We start from the raw sequence: 18,199 nt of genomic DNA, 5'->3' as shown, positions 1-18,199 counted from the left end.
CCAGTGGGGAGAACAGTGGACAGTTCAGCCGCGACTGTCAGTTACCAGCGCCGGACCTGGATCCTCCCGGTCGGCAGGCAACTGACCGTCGGCCGCAGCAGCAGATGCGACGTACGGCTGCCGGACGACGAACGGCTCTCCCGGCGCGCTGCCGTGCTCAGCACGCTGAACGACTGCGTGCTGATCCGCAACGTGTCCACGTCGAAGCCGTTCGTCCTGCGTCCGCGCCGCGGCGAGGACCACGTCGTCGGCCCGGGCGCCGCGATCACCTCACTGCCGCACCGCGTCTTCGCCGTCGTCCTGGCCGGCGGCCTCGCCGACATCGAGATCCACGTCGACGCCTCCGCGATCACCCCGGCCCCGGCCGACGCCGGCACCGGCACCCGCTCCGCCGATACCTTCACCAGCCCGGCGAGCCTCACCGCGGCACAGCATCGGATGGCCGTCGCGCTGTGCCGGCCGCTGCTGATCGCTTCCGGTCGCGCTGCCCGCCCGGCCACCTACACCGAGATCGGCGCCGCCCTCAACCTGAAACCGCAGTACGTCCGCAGGGTGATCCGGGAGATCCGGGAGATCCTGACCGGTTACGGCATCCCCGGCCTCACCCCGGAGGACGGTAACACCGCCAACGACGACTTCCGCCTGCCCCTCGCCCGCTGGGCACTCTGGAGCGGCTGGGTCAGCGCCGCCGACCTCCCTCAGGACGACACCGACCTCCCTCAGGACGACACCGACCTCCCTCAGGACGACACCGGGCAGTGACGACGACGTCCGGCGGGCGAGCCGCGACGTCGTGAAGCAAAGGTACGGGTACGCCCCTGTACTGCTGCGAAATCCCTCCCACGGCCAGCCTTGACGCTGACCCTGAAGGAGGAAACGCCATGGTGAAGCTGGGAAAGGCCACAGTGGTGGCCACGGTGACAGCAACTGTCCTGAGCGGAGGCGCCGCAGCCTGGGCCGCCTACTCCTGGACGCAGCAGGACAAGGTCAAGGTGGTGGCGGCCGGCGCGGCCGAGCCGACGGTCACGGTCGCGGGCGACGTCACCGGGCTGCTTCCCGGCAAGACCGCGCCGCTGCGCGTGACGATCAAGAACAACAATGACTATCCGGTACGGGTGACGAAGCTTTCCGGTGGGAATGCCGCCACCGGCAGCGGTTGTCCGGAATGGGCCGTCCGGGTCAAGCCGATCGAGGGTTTCACCGTTCCGGCGCGGTCGACCAAGAAGATCACGATCAGAATCGGTATGGAGGAGTGGGCGGACCAGAAGTGCGCCGGCCAGGACCTCTCCTTCGATCTGACCACTGTCATGACGGCTGCCTGATCGAGGCATGGCGGACAGGGGGATTCCATGGAAATCGCCATCGCTGTTCTCGGGTTGCTCGCCGCGCTCGTGGCCCTTGTCGCCAGCATCGTTCAAGCCGCCGGAGAGCGGAAGAACGTGCCTGGCCACACCCTCAAGCGTGCCGGCTGGCTGATGGGGGCGGCGATCGTCTTCGCCGCTCTGAGCTGGACGGCCTACGTGGTCATCCCGAAGGCCCTGCCCGGTCCGTCCCTGGCCGAGATCAGGGACCCGGCGGCCGGTGATCGGATCACCCGGCCGCAGCAGGTCGACATCCGCCTGAACGGTCCCGCACCGCGGAGCCTCACCTTCTGGCTCGGATACCAGAACGAGAAATCCGGTCCCTTCATCGTCCAGGCAGCCCAGTGCATGGAGGCCGAGAACCGGCTGGACTGCGGGCCCCTCTATGTCGGCCACGACGAGCACGACACGGCCAAGTTCCGCATCTTCGTGGCCACGGCCGACAGCTACGCGACAGCGAAGCTCAGCGCTCACGGCCTGAGCCATCAGATCAATTCCGGTGACAACGTCAGCTATCCCGTGCTGCCGGTCGGCACGAAAATCGTCACCGAGAAAGGGCGAGTCGGCCTCAGACAGGACTGAACCCTTCCGATCACCGAACAGTTGAGCAGCAGGCCCTCACCAGTTTCTCCTGGCGAGGGCCTCGCTACGTGGGGCGCTACCGGCTGCGAGCGTGGTCCGCGCTGGTTGCGCCGGTCTCTTCGGGGTCCGCGCCCGCGCGTTCCAGCAGCCGGCGGAGCCGCTGCTGGACGTCGACCTTGGCGTCCAGGGACTCGAGGGCTGCCGTGGACGCGCGGTCCATCAGACGGTCGATCTCGGTGTCACGGTCCATGGTTTCCTCCTTCCCGGTCGTGGTCGGGGTGAAGCACGCCCCTCATCCTGTTGCGGGCGTGCCGCAGGGTGGAGCGCACCGTCGTTTCCTTCTTGCCGGTGATCTCGGCGATCTCCTTCTCGGAGAAGCCGTCGGTGTACAGGGCGAACACCTCACGCTGAGCCGATGGCAGCGCCTCCAGCAGCTCCAGGGCGGCGTCGACGTCCTCGTTGGCGTCGAAGGCCTCGAGCCATCCCTTGCGCGAGGCGATGCGCTGTTCGGCGTCGAGGCTTCGCTTGCGTTCGTCCCAGCCGCGGTACAGCGTGCGCAGTGCCACGGTACGGACGAAGGCCTGCGGGGCCCGGACGGTCAGCCAGGTGTTCAGGACGACCAGCATGGCCTCCTGGGCCACGTCCTCGGCCTCGGCCGGCGACGCGCCGGCCCGGGCGAGAAACCAGGTCAGCCGGTTGTAGTCGGACTCGTAGAAGGTGGTGAACTCGTGCACAGTGTCTGCGCTCGCCACGGTAGCCATTGCGCTGTTTTTCTCCCTCGGTAAGGAGCAAAGAGCATTCTCTGGACAGTTGGCACGTTCTTCTCCTCATCTGGACGGCCGGCGCCTGCGGCGTCCGGCCTCCGCAGAGGGGCCGGGAGAGCCCCCTGTGGTGCGGCGGTTGTTCTCCCGCCCCCGTTGTCGTGCGTTAGGTACGAGACACCGGCATCGTGTGCAACGCCGATGGAAAAACCTTCCGGCCGTACGTGATCAGTGTCAACGGCGCCGGCGGGCGAGATGGACGACCAGCTTCCTTCCCGGTGGCGCGCGAGGAGGCGACCGGCGTGCGGTCACCCGGAGCCGGTGAACGCTGGATGGGACGAGCCGAGCGGCGCCTGGATGCTGTGCATGATCGGACAGTCCCGTACCGAAGTTGTCCGGATGTTGTTCCGGCCCAGTCCGCCGGCCGTTGTGGGCGGACTGCACAATGGACCGCGAAATGATCGTGTCGGCCGAGGACCCGCGCTTCGAGGTACGCCTGTCCGGTCCCGTGGAACTGCGCTCCGGCGACCGCATCCTCGACCTCGGCCCCCGCCAGCGCCGCCATGTCCTCGCCGCTCTCGCGGTCGACCTCGGCCGCCCGGTACCCGCCGAGGTCATCATCGACCGGGTCTGGGGACACCAGGCTCCGGCCCAGGCACGCCGCTCGGTCCACGCGCACGTCACGCGGATCCGGCGCCTCCTCGAGCAGGCCGGCGACGACGGCGAGCGGCTCCGGCTCGGCCCGCTCGGTTACGTCCTGGGCGCCGTGACGGTCGACCTGTACGACTACCAGGAGCTGGTGTCCCAGGGCACCGTGAGCAGCCTGCGGGCGGCTCTGCGCCGATGGCGCGGCGAGCCGCTGACCGGCCTGGCGGGAGACTGGGCGGACCGGTTCCGTGCGGTCTGGGCGCAACGTCACCTGGACGCCGTGCTGGCCTGGGCGACCGCCGAGCTTCCGGGTACGGGCTCCGCGCGACTCGTCGGCCCGCTGACCGACCTGCTCGCCGAGCATCCGCTGCACGAGGGTCTGAGCGCCACGCTGATGCGGGCTCTGGCAGCCACCGGCCGTCCCGCGCAGGCCCTCGCCGTCTATGCCCGCACCCGGCAGCGGCTGGTCGCCGAACTCGGCGCCGAACCCGGCGCTGAGCTGCGGGCGGTGCATCAGAGCCTGCTGCGGGAGGAGAACACCGTCGATCGGGCACCGGCCGTGGTGCCGGCCCAGTTGCCGTCGGCGGTTCGGGGCTTCACCGGCCGGGTCCGCGAGCTGGTGCAGCTCGACGCGGTCCTGGCCGAGCACCGCGACGACCCGTCGAGTGTGATGCTCGCGGTGGTGTCGGGCACCGCGGGGGTCGGCAAGACCGCGCTGGCTGTGCACTGGGCGCACCGTGTCCGGCACCAGTTCCCGGACGGTCAGCTCTACATCGACCTGCGCGGGTACGACCCCGACCGGCCCGTGGCCCCGGCCGACGCTTTGGCCCGGTTCCTCACCGCCCTCGGCGTACCGCTGCGGGACATCCCCCTCGACGTCGACGAGCGAACCACCCGGCTCCGCTCCGAACTCGCCCGGCGGCGGGTGCTCCTGCTTCTCGACAACGCCGCCTCGGTCGATCAGGTCCGGCCGCTGCTGCCGGGCTCACCATCCTGCGCGGTCGTGGTGACCAGCCGCGACGCGCTGGCCGGGCTGGTCGCCGTTGACGGGGCGCAACGCCTGGTCCTGGACCTGCTGCCACCGGACGACGCGTACTCGTTGCTGCGCCGTCTCGCCGGCGCCGGTGTCGACAGCGAGGCCGCGGCGGCGCACGCCCTCGCGGAACTCTGCGCCTGGCTCCCGCTGGCCCTGCGGATCGCCGCCGAGTTGCTGCTCTCCCGCCCCGGCGCCACCCTCGCCGGGCTGGTGACCAACCTGCGGGACCGGCAGGAACGGCTGAGCCGGCTCGACGCCGGAGGCGACTCGCGGGCCGGTGTGGCGGCGGTCTTCTCCTGGTCGCTGCAGCGGCTCCCGGATTCCGCGGCACGCATGTTCCGGCTGCTCGGACTGCATCCCGGGCCGGACATCGGAGCCGACGGCGCCGCGGCCCTGGCCGGCCTGGACCGGGCCACGGCCAGGCAACTGCTCGACCGGCTGGCGCGCTCCCACCTGATCACCGCCGTCGGACCGGACCGCTTCCACATGCACGATCTGCTGCGGGCGTACGCGATCGCCGGCGCGACCGGCGGCACCGCGGCGATGGACCGGCTGTACGCCTACTACTTCACCGCCGCAGCCGCCGCACTCAGCCATCTCCACCCCCTGCGGGCCACCTCGCCCACCCCGGCACCCGGCATCGACGGCATCGCCACGGCCCGAGCCTGGCTCGACACCGAGCGCCCGAACCTGGTGGCGCTGTCCGGGCACGCCGCCTCCCAGAGCCGGCCCGACCTGACGATCGACCTGGCCCAGCTGCTGTTCCGCTACCTTCTGCCCAGCTATCCGGTCGAGGCCCTCGCCATCAACGAGCACGCCCGGTCCGCCGCCGAGTCGGCCGGGAACCTCGCCGGGCAGGCACACGCCCTGCTCGGGCTCGGCGTCGCCGCGGCTCAGCTGGACGGCCGCCTGGAAGCAGCCGACTATCTGCGCCGGGCCGCGCACACCTTCCACACGCTCGGCGACGCCGCGGGCGAGGCGCAGGCCTGGAACGCCCTCGCCATCACCCATCACCTCCTCGGCGACTACCGGACGGCTCTGGACCACTGGCAACGCTCGCTGAACCTGGCGCGGGCCGCGGACGACCTGGCCGGGCAGGCCCGTGCGCTGAACAACCTCGGCTATCTGAAACCGACGCTCGGCCACTACGAGGAGGGAATGGACCATCTGCGGGAGAGCCGTCGCATCAACGAACGCACCGGCAACCGCGCGAGCGCGGCGATCACCGCTAGCAACACCGGCCGGGTTCTTGCCGAACAGGGCCGACGACAAGAAGCCATCAAGGAGTACGAGACAGCCCTGCACTGGCATCGGGACTCCGGCAACCGCAGCGGCGAGGCGGAGGCCCTGACCTACCTCGGGTCGGTTCACACCGCCGGCGGCGACTTCACCCGGGCCGGCGAGCTGCACCGCCGCTCGCTGGAGATGGCCGACGCGGCCGGCAACCCGAACGGGGTGGCCGAGGCACGCAACGGGCTGGGCGAACTCGCGCTGGCCAGAGGCGACCTCCAGGACGCCGTCCGGCAGCACCTGACCGTGATGGAGCTCGGCGCGATCACCGCGGTCGAGACGGCGCGGGCGCACGCCGGGCTCGGCACCAGCTATCGCCTGCTCGGGGACAACGAGGTCGCCGCCGACCACTACCGGCGGGCGCTCGACATCTACACCACGCTGGGCGCCGCACACGCCGAGCGGGTACGAGCGGAACTGCACGCCACGCTCAGCGGCTCCTGACCGGCACCGGACGGCCCGCGTCGCGTATCCGGTCGCGCAGTGCGGTGCACTCCCGTACCGCGCCGGGAACGCCCGCCGATTGCACCACCGTCATGGCAGCCTCGCACCGGGCGAACGCCGTGGCGAGGTCGCCCATCTCCAGCGCCGCCCCGGCCTGGACCAGCAGCGCGCCGCCGTGCAGCGGGCGCAGGGCACGGTGGGCGGCGATGGCCAGCGCATCACCGGCTGTCCGGTACGCCAGCTCCGGATCGCCGAGCGCCAGTGCCACCTCGGCGATACCGACACACGCCTGTGCCTCGAAGAACGGATAGCCGTGCTCGCGGCTGAGCCGCAACGCCTCCTCGAACGTGCTCCTCGCCTCGTCGAACGCCCGGTTGCCGAGCAGCGCGAAGGCGAGCGTGTTCAACGTGCCCGCCTCCGCCCGCAGGTAACGCTGCTGCCTGGCCAGCCGCACCGCCTCCGCCCCAGCGCCGACAGCCGCCACCCACTCGCTGAGCTGCCGGTAGAGCTGACTCAACTCGTCGAGGACACAGACTTCGCCGGCCGTCGAGCCGGTGCGGCGATGGTGGGCCAGAGCCGCGTCCAGATGGAGGCGGGCCTCGTCGAACCTCTCGAGCTGGCGCAGCACCATCCCCAGGTTGCTCCGGTTGGTCATCACGGAGGCACGGCGGGCGGCGGCCTCGTTCATCCGTGCCGCCTCTGTCAGATAGCCGGCGGCTTCGGTGAGTCTTCCCTGCTCGGAGCACATCACCCCGAGGTCGTTGAGCGTCACCGCACGGATGTGGCCGAAGCCCGGGCCGTCGCCGAGGTCGAGCGCGCGCCGGTACAGCAGGTCCGCCTCGTCCATGTCGCCCGACTCGGCGCGCACCAACCCGAGGTTGTGCGACAGGTAAGCCTCGCCGATCACCCAGCCGTCGTCCCGCGCGGACCGCAGACCCCGCTGGTACGCCTCCGCGGCCAGACGATGTTTCCCGGCCGCCCAGTGCGCCTGTCCGATGGTCTGATGCATGGCGGCCTGAGCGCGCAGGTCACCGGCCGCCTCCGCCGCGGCCAGGCCGGTCCGTCCGGTGGCCAGCCAGTCCAGGACGTCGCCACGGACGAAGAAATAGCCGCGCAGCTGATCCGCCAGCTGCCATGACCGCCGCCGGTGCTCGCCGGCCGCGGCCGCACCGACGGCAGCGAGCAGACCACCGATCTCCTCGTTCAGCCAGGTCATCGCCGCGTCGACATCGGGAAATCCGGCGGCGTCCACGTCCACGTCGACCGGGAGGCGCACCATGTCCGGGTACACCAGTCGCATCGCCGCGGCGGTCCGGGCCAGGTACCAGCCGTACAGCCGCCCGAGCGCGACCGACCGGCCGCCGGTGCCGTGCCGGGCCTCGCCGGAGCGCAGGGCGTACAGGCGCAGCAGGTCGTGATAGCTGTACTGGGCGTCTCCGCAGATCTGGAGCAGGTTCCCCTCGACGAGCGTGTCCAGCGCGTGGCGGACCACGTCCTCGTCCGCCTTCAGGACAGCGGCGACCGCGGCGGCCGAGACGATCTCACCGGGGATGAGCGCGCCCGCCCGGAACACCGCCGCGGGCAGCGGCGCCAGCTCCCGGCAGCTGAGCTCGAAGCCGGCCATCACCACCAGCTCACCGCTGCTGAACTGCTCCAGCCGGGACTGCTCGTCGGCGAGCCGGTCAAGCAGCCCGGCCAGCGTCCACCCGGGGCGGACCGCCAACCGCCGGCCGATGACGCGCAGTGCCACGGGCAGCCTGCCGCAGACGCCGACGAGCGCCTTGGCGTGGTCGGGCTCGGCGCGGATGCGCTCCGCTCCTGCAACGGCGCTCAGCAGCTCCAGCGCCTCTGCCGTACTCAGCACCGCGAGGTCCACGTGCAGCGCGCCGTCCAGCTCGGAGCAGCGGTTGCGGCTGGTGATGAGGACCGCGCTACCGCCCGGTCCCGGCAGCAACGGCCGCACCTGGGCCGCATGGTGCGCGTTGTCGAGCACCACCAGCACCCGCCGGTCGTCGAGCACTCTGCGGTAGAGGGCGGCGGCCTCGTCACAGTCACCGGGAATCGAGCGTTCCTCGACACCCAGCGCCAGCAACAGGCGGGCCAGCGCGCGGGCCACACCGATCGGCTGCTCGTCTGCGCCACGCAGGTCGATGTAGATCTGGCCGTCCGGGAAGTCCCGGCGCAACGCCCACGACGCCCGCAGCGCCAGGCTGGTCTTGCCCACGCCCGCCATCCCCGACACCACGCACACCGCGGCCGGCTGAGGCCGGTCCGCCGGGTACCGCAGCGCCCGCTCCAGCACGCGAAGTTCGGCGGACCGGCCGCAGAAGTCCGGCGGCGGCGACGGCGCCCGGTACGACGTCGCACCGGCCGTGATGCGTTCACGCGGTTCCCACCTGCGGGCGAGGACCGCCTGCCGGGCCTCCGCCAGCTCCGCGCTCGGGTCGACACCCAGTTCCTCCGACAACCGGCGCCGGATGCCGTCGAACGCGTCGATCGCCGCGGCCTGCTGACCCGACGCGGCGAGCGCCACGACCAGGCGGGCGTGCAGTGCCTCGTTCCAGGGGTTGCTCCGGGCCAGCCGGCGCAGCAGCGGGAGCACCTGCCGCTCATGGCGCAGGATCTCGCCCAGCCGGGCCAGCCGGATGGCGACCTCCACACGTTCCTCGCCGAGCGCGGTGACCAGCGGGTCGTTCGCCAGTTCCGGTACGTCGTCCGCGGCGCAGTCACCGAGCCACATGTCCAGGGCGTCGGCGAGCAGGTCGAACGATCGTTGCGGCGGCACGGTGGACACCGCTGCCCGGGCCAGCCGAGCGCGGTAGGCCAGCAGGTCGAGCCGCTCACCGTCGGCGTGCAGCACGTATCCGCCCGGTTCCAGCGTCACCGTGCCGGTCGCCTCGGCGCCCGGTTTCGGTGCCAGCAGACGGCGCAGGCGGCTCACGTGGGTCTGCACCACATTGGCGGCGGCCGGCGGCGCGGCGTCACCCCACAGCAGGGAGATCAGCTCCTCCCGGCCCACCGGCCGTCCCGGTGTCAGCGCCAGCCTGGCCAGCACGGCGCGATGGCGTCCCGCGCCGACCCGGACCGGCGTCACGTCCCGGGTCACGCTCAGCGGACCGAGGATCGAGATGCGCACCGGGCCGGCCGGTACGGGAGGCTGGGGTGGCTCGTCGTGAGCGAACTGCTCAAGCCGTGCCCGGTCACCCCGCGCGAGATGCAGAACGTCGGCGAGAGCCCGCACCGATCCGGCCCGGGGCCGGCGCGTACGCCCCTGCTCGAGATCACGTACCGCGCCGACGCTGACGCCCGCCAGGCCCGCCAGTTCCCCCTGGGTAAGCCCGCGACGCACCCGCTGATCTCGCAGCAGATGCCCGAGGTGCCCCCGCTCCCCGTCCTTCATGGCCGGTGACAGTAGTACGGGAGCGCTACGGGAATCGGGCCTCCAGCCGACCGTAAACGATCTTCCGCACCCTTCCCTTGGCGGTAACCACCGCCACCACAAACCGGGGAGGCAACACTTCATGCGCATTCGTCTCACACGGCGCCTCAAACTGGCTGCCGGACTTCTTCTGCCCCTGATGGTGCTGGCCGGCGGCACAGCGACCCCGGCAGCCGCCGCTCCCACGGCCTCCGTGGCGCTGGCCGCCGTGGGCACCACACCGGTGCCGTGCGCCAACAACGGCTCGGACCTGACCCTCAACCGCGGACAGGTGATGACCCGGGCCCGGAGCTGGCTGAACGTCGAGGTCCCGTACAACCAGGGCCGGTGCTACCAGAACCAGTACGGCGACTACCGCACCGACTGCTCGGGATTCGCCGCCATGGCATGGGGTCTCGGCGGCGCCGGAAACTGGTTCACCACCGGTGACGCACCCAACCGGACACACCAGATCAGCAGGAACGAGCTCAAGCCCGGCGACGCACTGTGGCGCCACCCCGCCAACTTCGACGACCAGCACATGGCGCTGTTCGTGAGATGGGCGGACGCGGCACGGACCTCGCCCGTGGTGTACGAGCAGACGGTGGTGGACAACACCAACCGGGACACCATCGAAAGCACCTGGCCATCGGGGTACGCCAACACCTACACGCCGATCCGCTACGACAACATCGTCGACGGTGGCGGCGATGGCACCGGCTCGTCCACGCCGGACATCAACGGCGACGGGCGGGCGGACACCGTCGCGGTCTACGACGACGGCCGGGCGATGTGGTACCCGAACAACGGCACCACTCGCGGCGAGAACAAGTTCCTGTCGGCGCGGCCGATCTTCAATGCGCCGGCGTTCCGGTTGATGGGTACCGGTGACATCGACGCTGATGGCCGGGCTGACATCGTTTCGGTGTACGACGACGGCCGGGCGATGTGGTACCCGAGCAACGGTGGCGGTTTCGACCAGGCGAGTTTCCTGTCGGCGCGGTTCATCTTCAACGCGCCCGGCTTCCGGTTGATGAGTGTCGCGGATGTTGATTCCAACGGTGGGGCTGACATCGTTGCGGTGCTCGACAGTGGTGCGGCGGTCTGGTACCCGAACAACGGGACCACCCGGGGTGAGACCAAGTTCCTGTCGGCGCGGCCGATCTTCAACGCCCCGGGTCTGCGGTTGCTGAGCATGGGTGACATGGACGCCGACGGTCAGCCGGACATTGTCGGGGTGACGACGTCGGGTGAGACGTTCTGGTACCCGAACAACGGTGGCTCGTTCGCTTCGATCAGTTTCCTGTCCGGGCGCAAGATCTTCGACGCGCCGGCGTTCCGGTTGATGAGCACCGGTGACATCGACGCTGACGGCCGGGCTGACATCCTCGCGGTTTACAACACCGGTGAGCTGCGCTGGTACCCGAACAACGGGACCACCCGCGCCGGGGCGAACTTCCTGTCCCCGCGCCATATCGACAACGCACCCGCGTTCCGCCTCATGTCCAACTGACCGACCGCCGCTCCCCGGATGCCATCCTCGGCATCCGGGGAGCGGCTGCTCAGTAGGCGCGCACGCAACGCGACCGTGCGCTTCCACACCCGCCGGGGCAACAACCAGCTCTCACGCAACCTCACGCGATGGCTACCGCGGCCGAGGGGCAACCCAGCCGGATGAACTGGGGCGAACAGGTCGAACACGCACGCGCAGGCTCGCTACGGTGCGGGCGTGACTACCAAGAGAGATCGTAAAGACACTTCCAGTGACTGTACGGTCGACGGCCACCGGCGGCGTGCCGGATGGGCCGTCGGCGTGGCCATGGTCGGGCTGCTCGGACTCACCGCCATCGCCACAGTGCAGGCCCCGCAACCCGCGCTGACCCTGAACGCGAAGCTCGTCGCGCACGACAGCCGGACCGCGGACACGACCGGTGAAGCCCTCGGCGCGGGATCCCGGAGCGCTGTACCCGGCGCGGCCGGATTCATCGCCCTGCGCCCGGACGGCAAGGTGTTCGCCACCGTGAGCGGCGGGACAGTGCGGCAGTGGAACACCTCCACCGGGCGCCGGGGCGGGCCGTCGCTCGCCGCCGACACCGGGCCCATCAACTCGATCGCGTTCAGCTCTGACGGCAAGCTGCTGGCTGTGGCCGGCGACGGCCAGGTATTGCTGTGGGATGCCACTGCCGGAGAGCTGTCCCGGCCGCCGCTGACCGGCCACGCCGGGCCGGTGCGGTCGGTGGCCTTCAGCTCCGCCGACCAGCTGATGGCCACCGCCGGCGACGACGGCACGGTTCGGCTGTGGGACTCGGGCACCGGGGAATTGGTGCGCACCATGACCGGCCATCCCGGTGCGGTGCGTTCGGTCGTGTTCAGCCAGGACGGCAAGCGCCTCGCGACCGCCGGTGCCGGCGACGACAACACCGTGCGGCTGTGGAAGACCAGCACTGGCCGGCCCATCGGGGAGGCGCTGACCGTCAGCCCCGGCCCGGTGCATGCGCTGAGCTTCAGCCCGGACGGCAAGCTCCTGGCGGCCTCCGGCGGCGGCAACGTGGTCCGGCTGTGGAACCCGGCCACCGGCGAACCCGCCGGCGAGCCGCTGACCAGCAGTGCCGGTCCCGTGTACGCCCTCACGTTCAGCCCCCGCAAGAAGCTCCTGGCCACCTCCTCCGGAGGCGACAACACCGTCCAGCTGTGGAACACCGCGACCCGCGAGCCGGCCACCGCGCCACTCACCGGTCACACCGGCCCGGTACGTGCCATGCGCTTCGACGCCGACGCGAAGCTGCTGGCCACCGGCAGCGACGACGGATCCGTACGGGTGTGGGACGCGGAAACCGGAAGCCCCCAAGGCTCGCCGCTGACCGGGCACGACGGGGCGGTCTGGGCGCTGCGAATCACCCCGAACAGCAAACGCCTGATCACCGCCGGCGCGGACAACAAGGTCCGGCTGTGGCGCGTCCCCACCGGCGACGAGGCCCGCTCCCGGACCTAGACACTTCTGACATCCCGGCGACGATACGGTGACCTGCGGAAACGCAGGTCACCGTATTTGTCGAAATGAGCTCGGAAACATTCGGCTATGAGGCCCGGTGCTCAAACGGCCGAGATGATATCGATGACCGTCCGCACATCGCCCTGTTCCTCGCCGAAGGCCAAGTCGGCTGGGATGTCGAGCTGGATACGGCTGCCGACCGGAACGCCGACAACTCCCTGATCCCAGCCCTTGATGAGATGTCCGGTGCCGATCGAACTCTGGAACGCCTCACCGCTGTCCCAGGACGATTCGATCGGATCGCCACTGGCGTACGCGACCATGGCGTAGTTGACCATGATGGTCTGGCCTTTTTTGACCTTGGGGCCGTCACCGGGAATCAGGGTGATCACCCTCAGCTTGGCCAGTGTGCCGGTGCCCGCATTGACGGTCGGCTTCGCCCGCCTGGCGGCGGGAGTGGTCGGCGAGGTCGCCACGGAGGCGGAGGATGAGGGGGAGCGGGCTCCTCCGTCGTGATCATCCTGCGAGCGCAGTAGCGAAGGAACAAGGTTCACCAGCACAAGAACTGCGGCAGCCGCTCCGGTCGCCGCCAGCAGTCGTCGGCGAGCGCCCCGTCGTCCCCGAGTCGGTAGCGAAGTGGGCGGCAGTGTGTCGGCCGTCGCTGCTTTGTTCAGGCCCGAGTCGGCGGACGGGTCATGCCGGTCCGTCGGCAGGAGTTCGGGATCGCCGGCCGGCGAGGGCTCAATGTTCGGCTCCGCGGGTCGCGGTATGCCGGCTGTGGTAGGCCGGGCGGCGGGATTACGGCTCAGTGCCAGACCGCTGATCGTCCCCGTGTTGCGCTGGTCGGGCAGCGGAAGGCCTTGCCGGTACAGCGCCCGGTACAGCAGCGGGAACAACAACTCGAACGTCAGCAGCTCGGGGCCGCCGGCCACCCCCTTCTGGAGCAGGCCGAGCAGTTCCCCGGTGAAGGCTGTGTGCGTTGCTCCCGGCGCGGCGATGGCCAGCTCATTCGCCCGAGCCGACGCCAAGGTGTAGGTACCCGCCACGTCCACCTGGCCCAGGATCACGTCCGTCTGCTCGGCCATGTGGTCGATGAAGGCGCGGCCGGCGAAGCAGCAGTCGAGAATCACCACCTTGGCCCGGGCCGGACTGCGTAACAGGAGGTCACGCAGTGCTCCGATCCGAAGCGCGCTCACATCAAGCTCGGCGGGATCAGTGTCGGTCACGCCCAGGAACAGCTCGTTGTGGTCACCGGTGAAGCCGTGCCCGGCGAAGTAGACGACCAGGGTGTCATCGCAGTCGAGAGCGGCGTTGCGCAGAGCGCGATACGCGTCCCGCAGGCCCGGATCGGCGAGAACCGTGCAGCGTTCCGGAGCCAGCCCGCCCAATCCGGGATCGGTCAGCGCCGCCGCCAGGTCCGCTAGATTGGCGCGCACCGAGGGAACGTCGGCGACGTGGTCGCTGTGGTAATAGCCTGCGCCGACCAGGATCGCCCGCGACCGCGCCGGGTCGGGCAATCGCACTCCGTCAGTCCTCCGGCGTTTCCGGCACGGTGTCGAGCACCTGTCGCACCAACTTCTCCGCGTCCACGACTCGCTTCGCGTTGATCGTCACCTTGCGACCATCCGTTCCGGTGACAGTCAGGGAGACGTCGGAATGCCGTTGGGTGAGCCACACCGACAACGACCGGGCCAGCGCTGCCCACACGGCCGTCGCACCGCCGGCGGTGGCGGCGACCTGCACCACGAGGTCGGCGGTGGTGCCCAGAGTGCCCTCCCCGGCCGGCCGGGGAGCGTCCGCCAGCTGATGGCGGATCTCGGGCTCATGGCGCAACCATTCCCGTAGTGAGGACTCATCCCTGGGACTGCCGTCCACAACGATTTCGGCATGCATCGATCCAGGCTAGCGGGTGACGCCGTCCTCTTCCGCAATTATCGAAAAAGGTACGCGGAAAATGTAACGCACGGTCCTACAAATAGTCGGCCAGAGATCAGAAGGGGTGAGGGCGCGGTTCTCGATGGCTAATCTTGAATGCGTGGGAGCGCTCCCGTAACATGCGCCGAAGCGGCCGTTAACGCTCATGAATTGTCGATCCCCCCGACCGAGCCGGCCGATATCCCCCGTCAGGAGAACCCTATGCGTAAATGGAAAGGCCTCGCCGTGCTGACCGGCACCGCGCTACTGGGCTCGGCCGCCGTAGCCGTCGCGTTGCCGGCCGCCGCCGCCGCGGGCTGCGCGGTCAAGTACACCGTGACGTCGCAGTGGCAGGGCGGCTTCGGCGCCGACGTCGCCGTCACCAACCTCGGCGATCCGCTCACCGCCTGGACGCTGACCTGGTCCTACAGCGCCGGCCAGAACGTCACCCAGGCCTGGAACGCGACAGTGACCCAGAGCGGCGCGGCGGTCACCGCCAAGAACGTCAGCTACAACGGCGCGGTCGCAACAAACAGCACCGTCTCGTTCGGCTTCAACGGCTCGTCCCCCGGCAGCAACCCCGCCCCGGCGACCTTCGCGGTCAACGGTGTCACCTGCACCGGCGGAACGACGCCGAGCACGTCACCGAGCGCCTCGCCGAGCACGTCACCGAGCGCCTCGCCGAGCACGTCGCCGAGCGCCTCGCCCAGCACGTCACCGAGCACCGGCCCCGCTGGGCCCGCGGACATCACCGTGAACAGCGCCACCAAATACCAGACAGTCGACGGGTTCGGCGCCGCCGTGTCGATCTGGGGCGGCGCCTGGTCGACGGCCGAGACGCAGACGCTTGTCGGCCTCGGCGCCAACCAGCTTGGCCTGTCGATCGTGCGCACCGGCGTCTCACCGGTCTCCGGCGAGTGGGGGACGCAGGTCAACGCCCTCAAGACCGCTAAATCGTACGGCTCGGGCGTGAAGATCCTCGCGTCGCCGTGGACCGCGCCGGCGGCGTGGAAGACCAACAACAGCCGGACCAACGGCGGCAAGTTGAAGACCGACTACTACGACGACTATGCCGGTCACCTCAACAGCTACGTGCAGTACATGCGGGGCCAGGGTGTGCCGATCGACGTCACCTCGGTGCAGAACGAGCCCGACTGGCACCCGGACTACGACTCGATGGACTGGAACGGCACCGAGTTGCGCAACTTCGTCCGGGACCAGGGCGCCAAGGTGCAGAACACCAGGCTGATGGTCGCCGAGGCGGTGAACCTGAACTACAACTTCTCCGACCCGACGCTCAACGACGCGACCGCCCGCAACAACATCGGTTACATCGGCGGCCACCTTTACGGCACGGAGGACTCCGGCCGGCTCAAGCCCTACAGCCTGGCCGACCAGTACAACAAGCCGGTGTGGATGACCGAATGGAACTTCCACGAGGCCGACGGCAGCGGCTCCAACATCTGGGGCAACCCCGCCAACCAGACGGTCTGGAACGAAACCCTCGACGACATCATGCGTACGGTCCACAAGTCGATGGAGTCCAACTGGAGCGCCTACATCTGGTGGTACGGCAAGCGCTACTACTCCTTCATCGGTGACGGCGAGTCGGCCTTCGGCACCACCGCCGGCGCTCCGCTCAAGCGCGGGTACGCCTTCTCCCAGTACTCCAAGTACGTCCGCCCCGGCTACCAGCGTGTCGCCCTGACCAAGAGCTCCAAGGCCGCACCGCTGGAGGTCACCGCCTACCAGGGCGGCGGAAAGGTCACCCTGGTCCTGCTCAACCGCTCCACCAGCGCGGTCACCAACGCCGTGGTCCAGGCACCGCAGAACGTCGCCAGGGCCGAGCACTACGTCACCTCGGTGAACGCGAACGCGGCGAGTCAGCCGGTCAGTGTCAACGGGGGACAGGCGACGGTGAACGTGCCCGCCCGCAGCATCTCCACCCTCGTAATCACCCTGTGACGACCTGACGGCCGGGTGTGCGAGAGAACCCGCACGCCCGGCCGCGGAAGAGTCAGGCGGCGGGTAGGCGTACCTCGAACTGGCAACCGCGACCGATATTGCGCACATCGACCCGCCCACCGTGCGCCTCGACGAGGCCACGCACGATGGCCAGCCCCAGCCCGCCACCACCGCCCGCATCGGCGTTTCCCGGGGTGCGGGCGCGCTCGCCGCGGAACGCCACGTCGAAGACCCGGCCCAGGTCCTTCTCCGGGATGCCACCGCAGGTGTCCGAAACCGACAGCCACACATCATCGCGCTCATGACCCGCGGCGATGTGCACGGTCCCGTCCTCAGGCGTGTACCGCACCGAGTTGATCAACAGGTTGCTGACGATCCGGGCGAGTTCCCGCTCCCCGGCGCGGACGATGGGCCAGCCGCTGTCCGTGGCGACCAGGTGGATCCGGCGGCGGGCGGCCAGTGGCGCGACACCGGCGATCGCGTCGGACACCACCTCGCGCAACGGCACGCTTGTCGGCACCAGCCGCAGGGCTCCGGCGTTGATCCGGGACAGCTCGAACAGGTCGTCGACGAGCTGGGTCATCCGGTCGGTCTCCACCCGGATGCGCCGGTGGTATTCGTCGACGGTGGCCGGGTCGTGGATGATGCGGTCCTCCAGCGCCTCGGCCATCGCCCGCAGCCCGGCCAGCGGGGTACGCAGATCGTGCGACACCCAGGCGACCAGCTCACGCCGCCCGGCCTCCAGCCGCCGCTCGCGCTCCCGCGCTGCCTGCGCCCACACCGCCGAGGCCGCCAGACGGCTGCCGAAGACCGCACCGACGGCGAGGCTGATCGCGGCGGACGCGCTCACCGTGACCAGGACGACCCACAGATCGTGCGCGGACAGGAACATGGCCTGTGCGACAGTGGCGACGCCGGCGACCACCGCGAGCACGGTGACAACGAGCAGCACCAGGACGTGGACCAGGATCGAGCGGCCACGCAGCAGCCGTAGCGCGCCCGCACCGGCCAGGCCGACAACACCGCCGGCGACAAGCGCGTAGAGCCCGATGAGCAGGGTGTCCTTCACCGTCCGGCCGTCTCGTCGAGCGGGTCGTACCGATATCCCACGCCCCAGACGGTGCGGATGCGCTGCGGCGCGGCCGGGTCTTTCTCGATCTTCTCGCGCAGCCGCCGGACGTGGACGGTCACCGTCGACTGGTCACCGAACTGCCATCCCCACACCTTGTCCAGCAGATCGCCGCGCGACCACACCTGCCCGGGGTGGCGCATCAGGAAGACCAGCAGATCGAACTCCCGGACCGTCAGCGACAGCGTCGCACCGCCCAGCTCGGCGATGCGCCGCGCGGTGTCGACGGCCAGCTCCGCGTCGGTCAGCCGCGCCTGGGCGGAGGGCGCGGAGGGGTGGGCGGCGGGCGCGGTGCGGCGCAGCACCGAGCGGATCCGCAGCACGAGCTCCCTCGGGGAGAACGGCTTGGTCACGTAGTCGTCGGCGCCGACCTCCAGCCCGAGCACACGGTCGGCCTCCTCGCCGAGGGCGGTGAGCATGACGACCGGCAGGTCGGGGAGCTGCCTGCGCAGCCGCCGGCACACCTCGAGACCGTCGATGCCAGGCATCATCAGGTCGAGCACCACCAGGTCGGGCCGCTGGGCGGCGACCGCGGCGAGACCGTCGGCACCGTCGGCGGCCAGCCGGACCTCACATCCCGCCTGCTCCAGATAACGCCGCACGACGTCACTGACCGTCGGGTCGTCGTCGACCACCAGCACCCGATGTCCCATCCGCCC

14 protein-coding genes and 1 pseudogene are annotated in these 18,199 nt (G+C 70.2%); 7 read left to right on the top strand and 8 right to left on the bottom strand.

Annotated features, from left to right (window positions below; genetic code table 11):
• Positions 1-15 precede the first annotated feature (15 nt).
• The 3 genes from ACFQV6_RS11160 (at position 16) to ACFQV6_RS11150 (ending at position 1,943) form a co-directional block, all read left to right on the top strand.
• Entirely contained in the window at positions 16-762 is a 747-nt protein-coding gene (locus ACFQV6_RS11160) for a hypothetical protein (protein ID WP_378027325.1), read from the top strand.
• A 119-nt stretch (positions 763-881) separates the two neighbouring features.
• A complete protein-coding gene (locus ACFQV6_RS11155; RefSeq protein ID WP_378027324.1) occupies positions 882-1,322 on the top strand; it encodes a hypothetical protein in 441 nt (146 codons plus the stop codon).
• Between the two features lie 27 nt (positions 1,323-1,349).
• Entirely contained in the window at positions 1,350-1,943 is a 594-nt protein-coding gene (locus ACFQV6_RS11150; protein ID WP_378027323.1) for a hypothetical protein, read from the top strand.
• Positions 1,944-2,019: 76 nt separating this feature from the next.
• On the opposite strand, the gene ACFQV6_RS11145 is transcribed toward ACFQV6_RS11150, so the two are convergent.
• Both ACFQV6_RS11145 and ACFQV6_RS11140 read right to left on the bottom strand, forming a co-directional pair.
• Positions 2,020-2,193: a hypothetical protein gene (locus ACFQV6_RS11145; RefSeq protein ID WP_378027322.1), complete on the bottom strand. Its 174-nt coding sequence runs from the start codon at positions 2,191-2,193 to the stop codon at positions 2,020-2,022.
• Entirely contained in the window at positions 2,183-2,695 is a 513-nt protein-coding gene (locus ACFQV6_RS11140; protein ID WP_378027321.1) for an RNA polymerase sigma factor, read from the bottom strand. The genes ACFQV6_RS11145 and ACFQV6_RS11140 overlap by 11 nt, the downstream gene beginning before the upstream one ends.
• Before the next feature lie 454 nt (positions 2,696-3,149).
• On the opposite strand from ACFQV6_RS11140, the gene ACFQV6_RS11135 reads away from it, so the two are divergent.
• A complete protein-coding gene (locus ACFQV6_RS11135; RefSeq protein ID WP_378027320.1) occupies positions 3,150-6,122 on the top strand; it encodes a tetratricopeptide repeat protein in 2,973 nt (990 codons plus the stop codon).
• Here ACFQV6_RS11135 and ACFQV6_RS11130 read toward each other — a convergent pair.
• Together ACFQV6_RS11130 and ACFQV6_RS11125 are read right to left on the bottom strand one after the other, a co-directional pair.
• Positions 6,109-9,258, bottom strand: coding sequence for a BTAD domain-containing putative transcriptional regulator (locus ACFQV6_RS11130; protein WP_378027458.1), 3,150 nt, complete (start codon positions 9,256-9,258; stop codon positions 6,109-6,111). The genes ACFQV6_RS11135 and ACFQV6_RS11130 overlap by 14 nt on opposite strands.
• Before the next feature lie 111 nt (positions 9,259-9,369).
• Positions 9,370-9,522: pseudogene (locus ACFQV6_RS11125) on the bottom strand (helix-turn-helix domain-containing protein); the annotation flags it as partial.
• Positions 9,523-9,643: 121 nt separating this feature from the next.
• Here ACFQV6_RS11125 and ACFQV6_RS11120 point away from each other — a divergent pair.
• Positions 9,644-11,053, top strand: coding sequence for an FG-GAP repeat domain-containing protein (locus ACFQV6_RS11120; protein ID WP_378027319.1), 1,410 nt, complete (start codon positions 9,644-9,646; stop codon positions 11,051-11,053).
• A gap of 216 nt (positions 11,054-11,269) precedes the next feature.
• A complete protein-coding gene (locus ACFQV6_RS11115) occupies positions 11,270-12,532 on the top strand; it encodes a WD40 repeat domain-containing protein (protein WP_378027318.1) in 1,263 nt (420 codons plus the stop codon).
• A gap of 101 nt (positions 12,533-12,633) precedes the next feature.
• Here the strand turns inward: ACFQV6_RS11115 and ACFQV6_RS11110 are convergent, their stop codons facing one another.
• Both ACFQV6_RS11110 and ACFQV6_RS11105 read right to left on the bottom strand, forming a co-directional pair.
• Positions 12,634-14,055, bottom strand: coding sequence for an FKBP-type peptidyl-prolyl cis-trans isomerase (locus ACFQV6_RS11110; protein ID WP_378027317.1), 1,422 nt, complete (start codon positions 14,053-14,055; stop codon positions 12,634-12,636).
• A gap of 4 nt (positions 14,056-14,059) precedes the next feature.
• Positions 14,060-14,425, bottom strand: a complete 366-nt coding sequence (locus tag ACFQV6_RS11105) for a hypothetical protein (protein WP_378027316.1) — start codon at positions 14,423-14,425, stop codon at positions 14,060-14,062.
• A gap of 243 nt (positions 14,426-14,668) precedes the next feature.
• Between ACFQV6_RS11105 and ACFQV6_RS11100 the strand changes: the two genes are divergently transcribed.
• Positions 14,669-16,411, top strand: a complete 1,743-nt coding sequence (locus tag ACFQV6_RS11100) for a cellulose binding domain-containing protein (protein WP_378027315.1) — start codon at positions 14,669-14,671, stop codon at positions 16,409-16,411.
• Between the two features lie 52 nt (positions 16,412-16,463).
• Here the strand turns inward: ACFQV6_RS11100 and ACFQV6_RS11095 are convergent, their stop codons facing one another.
• Entirely contained in the window at positions 16,464-17,480 is a 1,017-nt protein-coding gene (locus ACFQV6_RS11095) for a sensor histidine kinase (protein WP_378027314.1), read from the bottom strand.
• Positions 17,477-18,193 carry a response regulator transcription factor gene (locus tag ACFQV6_RS11090; protein ID WP_378027313.1) on the bottom strand — a complete coding sequence of 239 codons (717 nt, stop codon included), beginning with the start codon at positions 18,191-18,193 and terminating at the stop codon, positions 17,477-17,479. Before ACFQV6_RS11090 ends, ACFQV6_RS11095 begins: the two co-directional genes overlap by 4 nt.
• Positions 18,194-18,199: the final 6 nt, after the last annotated feature.

The organism is Actinoplanes sp. GCM10030250 (genome assembly GCF_042666575.1).
Lineage (GTDB): Bacteria > Actinomycetota > Actinomycetes > Mycobacteriales > Micromonosporaceae > Actinoplanes.
The sequence above is the reverse complement of the archived record's forward strand: the minus strand, read 5'-3'. Positions and strand labels throughout refer to the sequence as shown.

What these genes read in the sequence shown, in the direction of transcription:
- ACFQV6_RS11145 (WP_378027322.1), bottom strand. Translation starts at nt 2,193, where the DNA reads ATGGACCGTGACACCGAGATCGACCGTCTGATGGACCGCGCGTCCACG.
- ACFQV6_RS11135 (WP_378027320.1), top strand. Translation starts at nt 3,150, where the DNA reads ATGGACCGCGAAATGATCGTGTCGGCCGAGGACCCGCGCTTCGAGGTA.
- ACFQV6_RS11100 (WP_378027315.1), top strand. Translation starts at nt 14,669, where the DNA reads ATGCGTAAATGGAAAGGCCTCGCCGTGCTGACCGGCACCGCGCTACTG.
- ACFQV6_RS11105 (WP_378027316.1), bottom strand. Translation starts at nt 14,425, where the DNA reads ATGCATGCCGAAATCGTTGTGGACGGCAGTCCCAGGGATGAGTCCTCA.
- ACFQV6_RS11090 (WP_378027313.1), bottom strand. Translation starts at nt 18,193, where the DNA reads ATGGGACATCGGGTGCTGGTGGTCGACGACGACCCGACGGTCAGTGAC.
- ACFQV6_RS11120 (WP_378027319.1), top strand. Translation starts at nt 9,644, where the DNA reads ATGCGCATTCGTCTCACACGGCGCCTCAAACTGGCTGCCGGACTTCTT.
- ACFQV6_RS11150 (WP_378027323.1), top strand. Translation starts at nt 1,350, where the DNA reads ATGGAAATCGCCATCGCTGTTCTCGGGTTGCTCGCCGCGCTCGTGGCC.
- ACFQV6_RS11155 (WP_378027324.1), top strand. Translation starts at nt 882, where the DNA reads ATGGTGAAGCTGGGAAAGGCCACAGTGGTGGCCACGGTGACAGCAACT.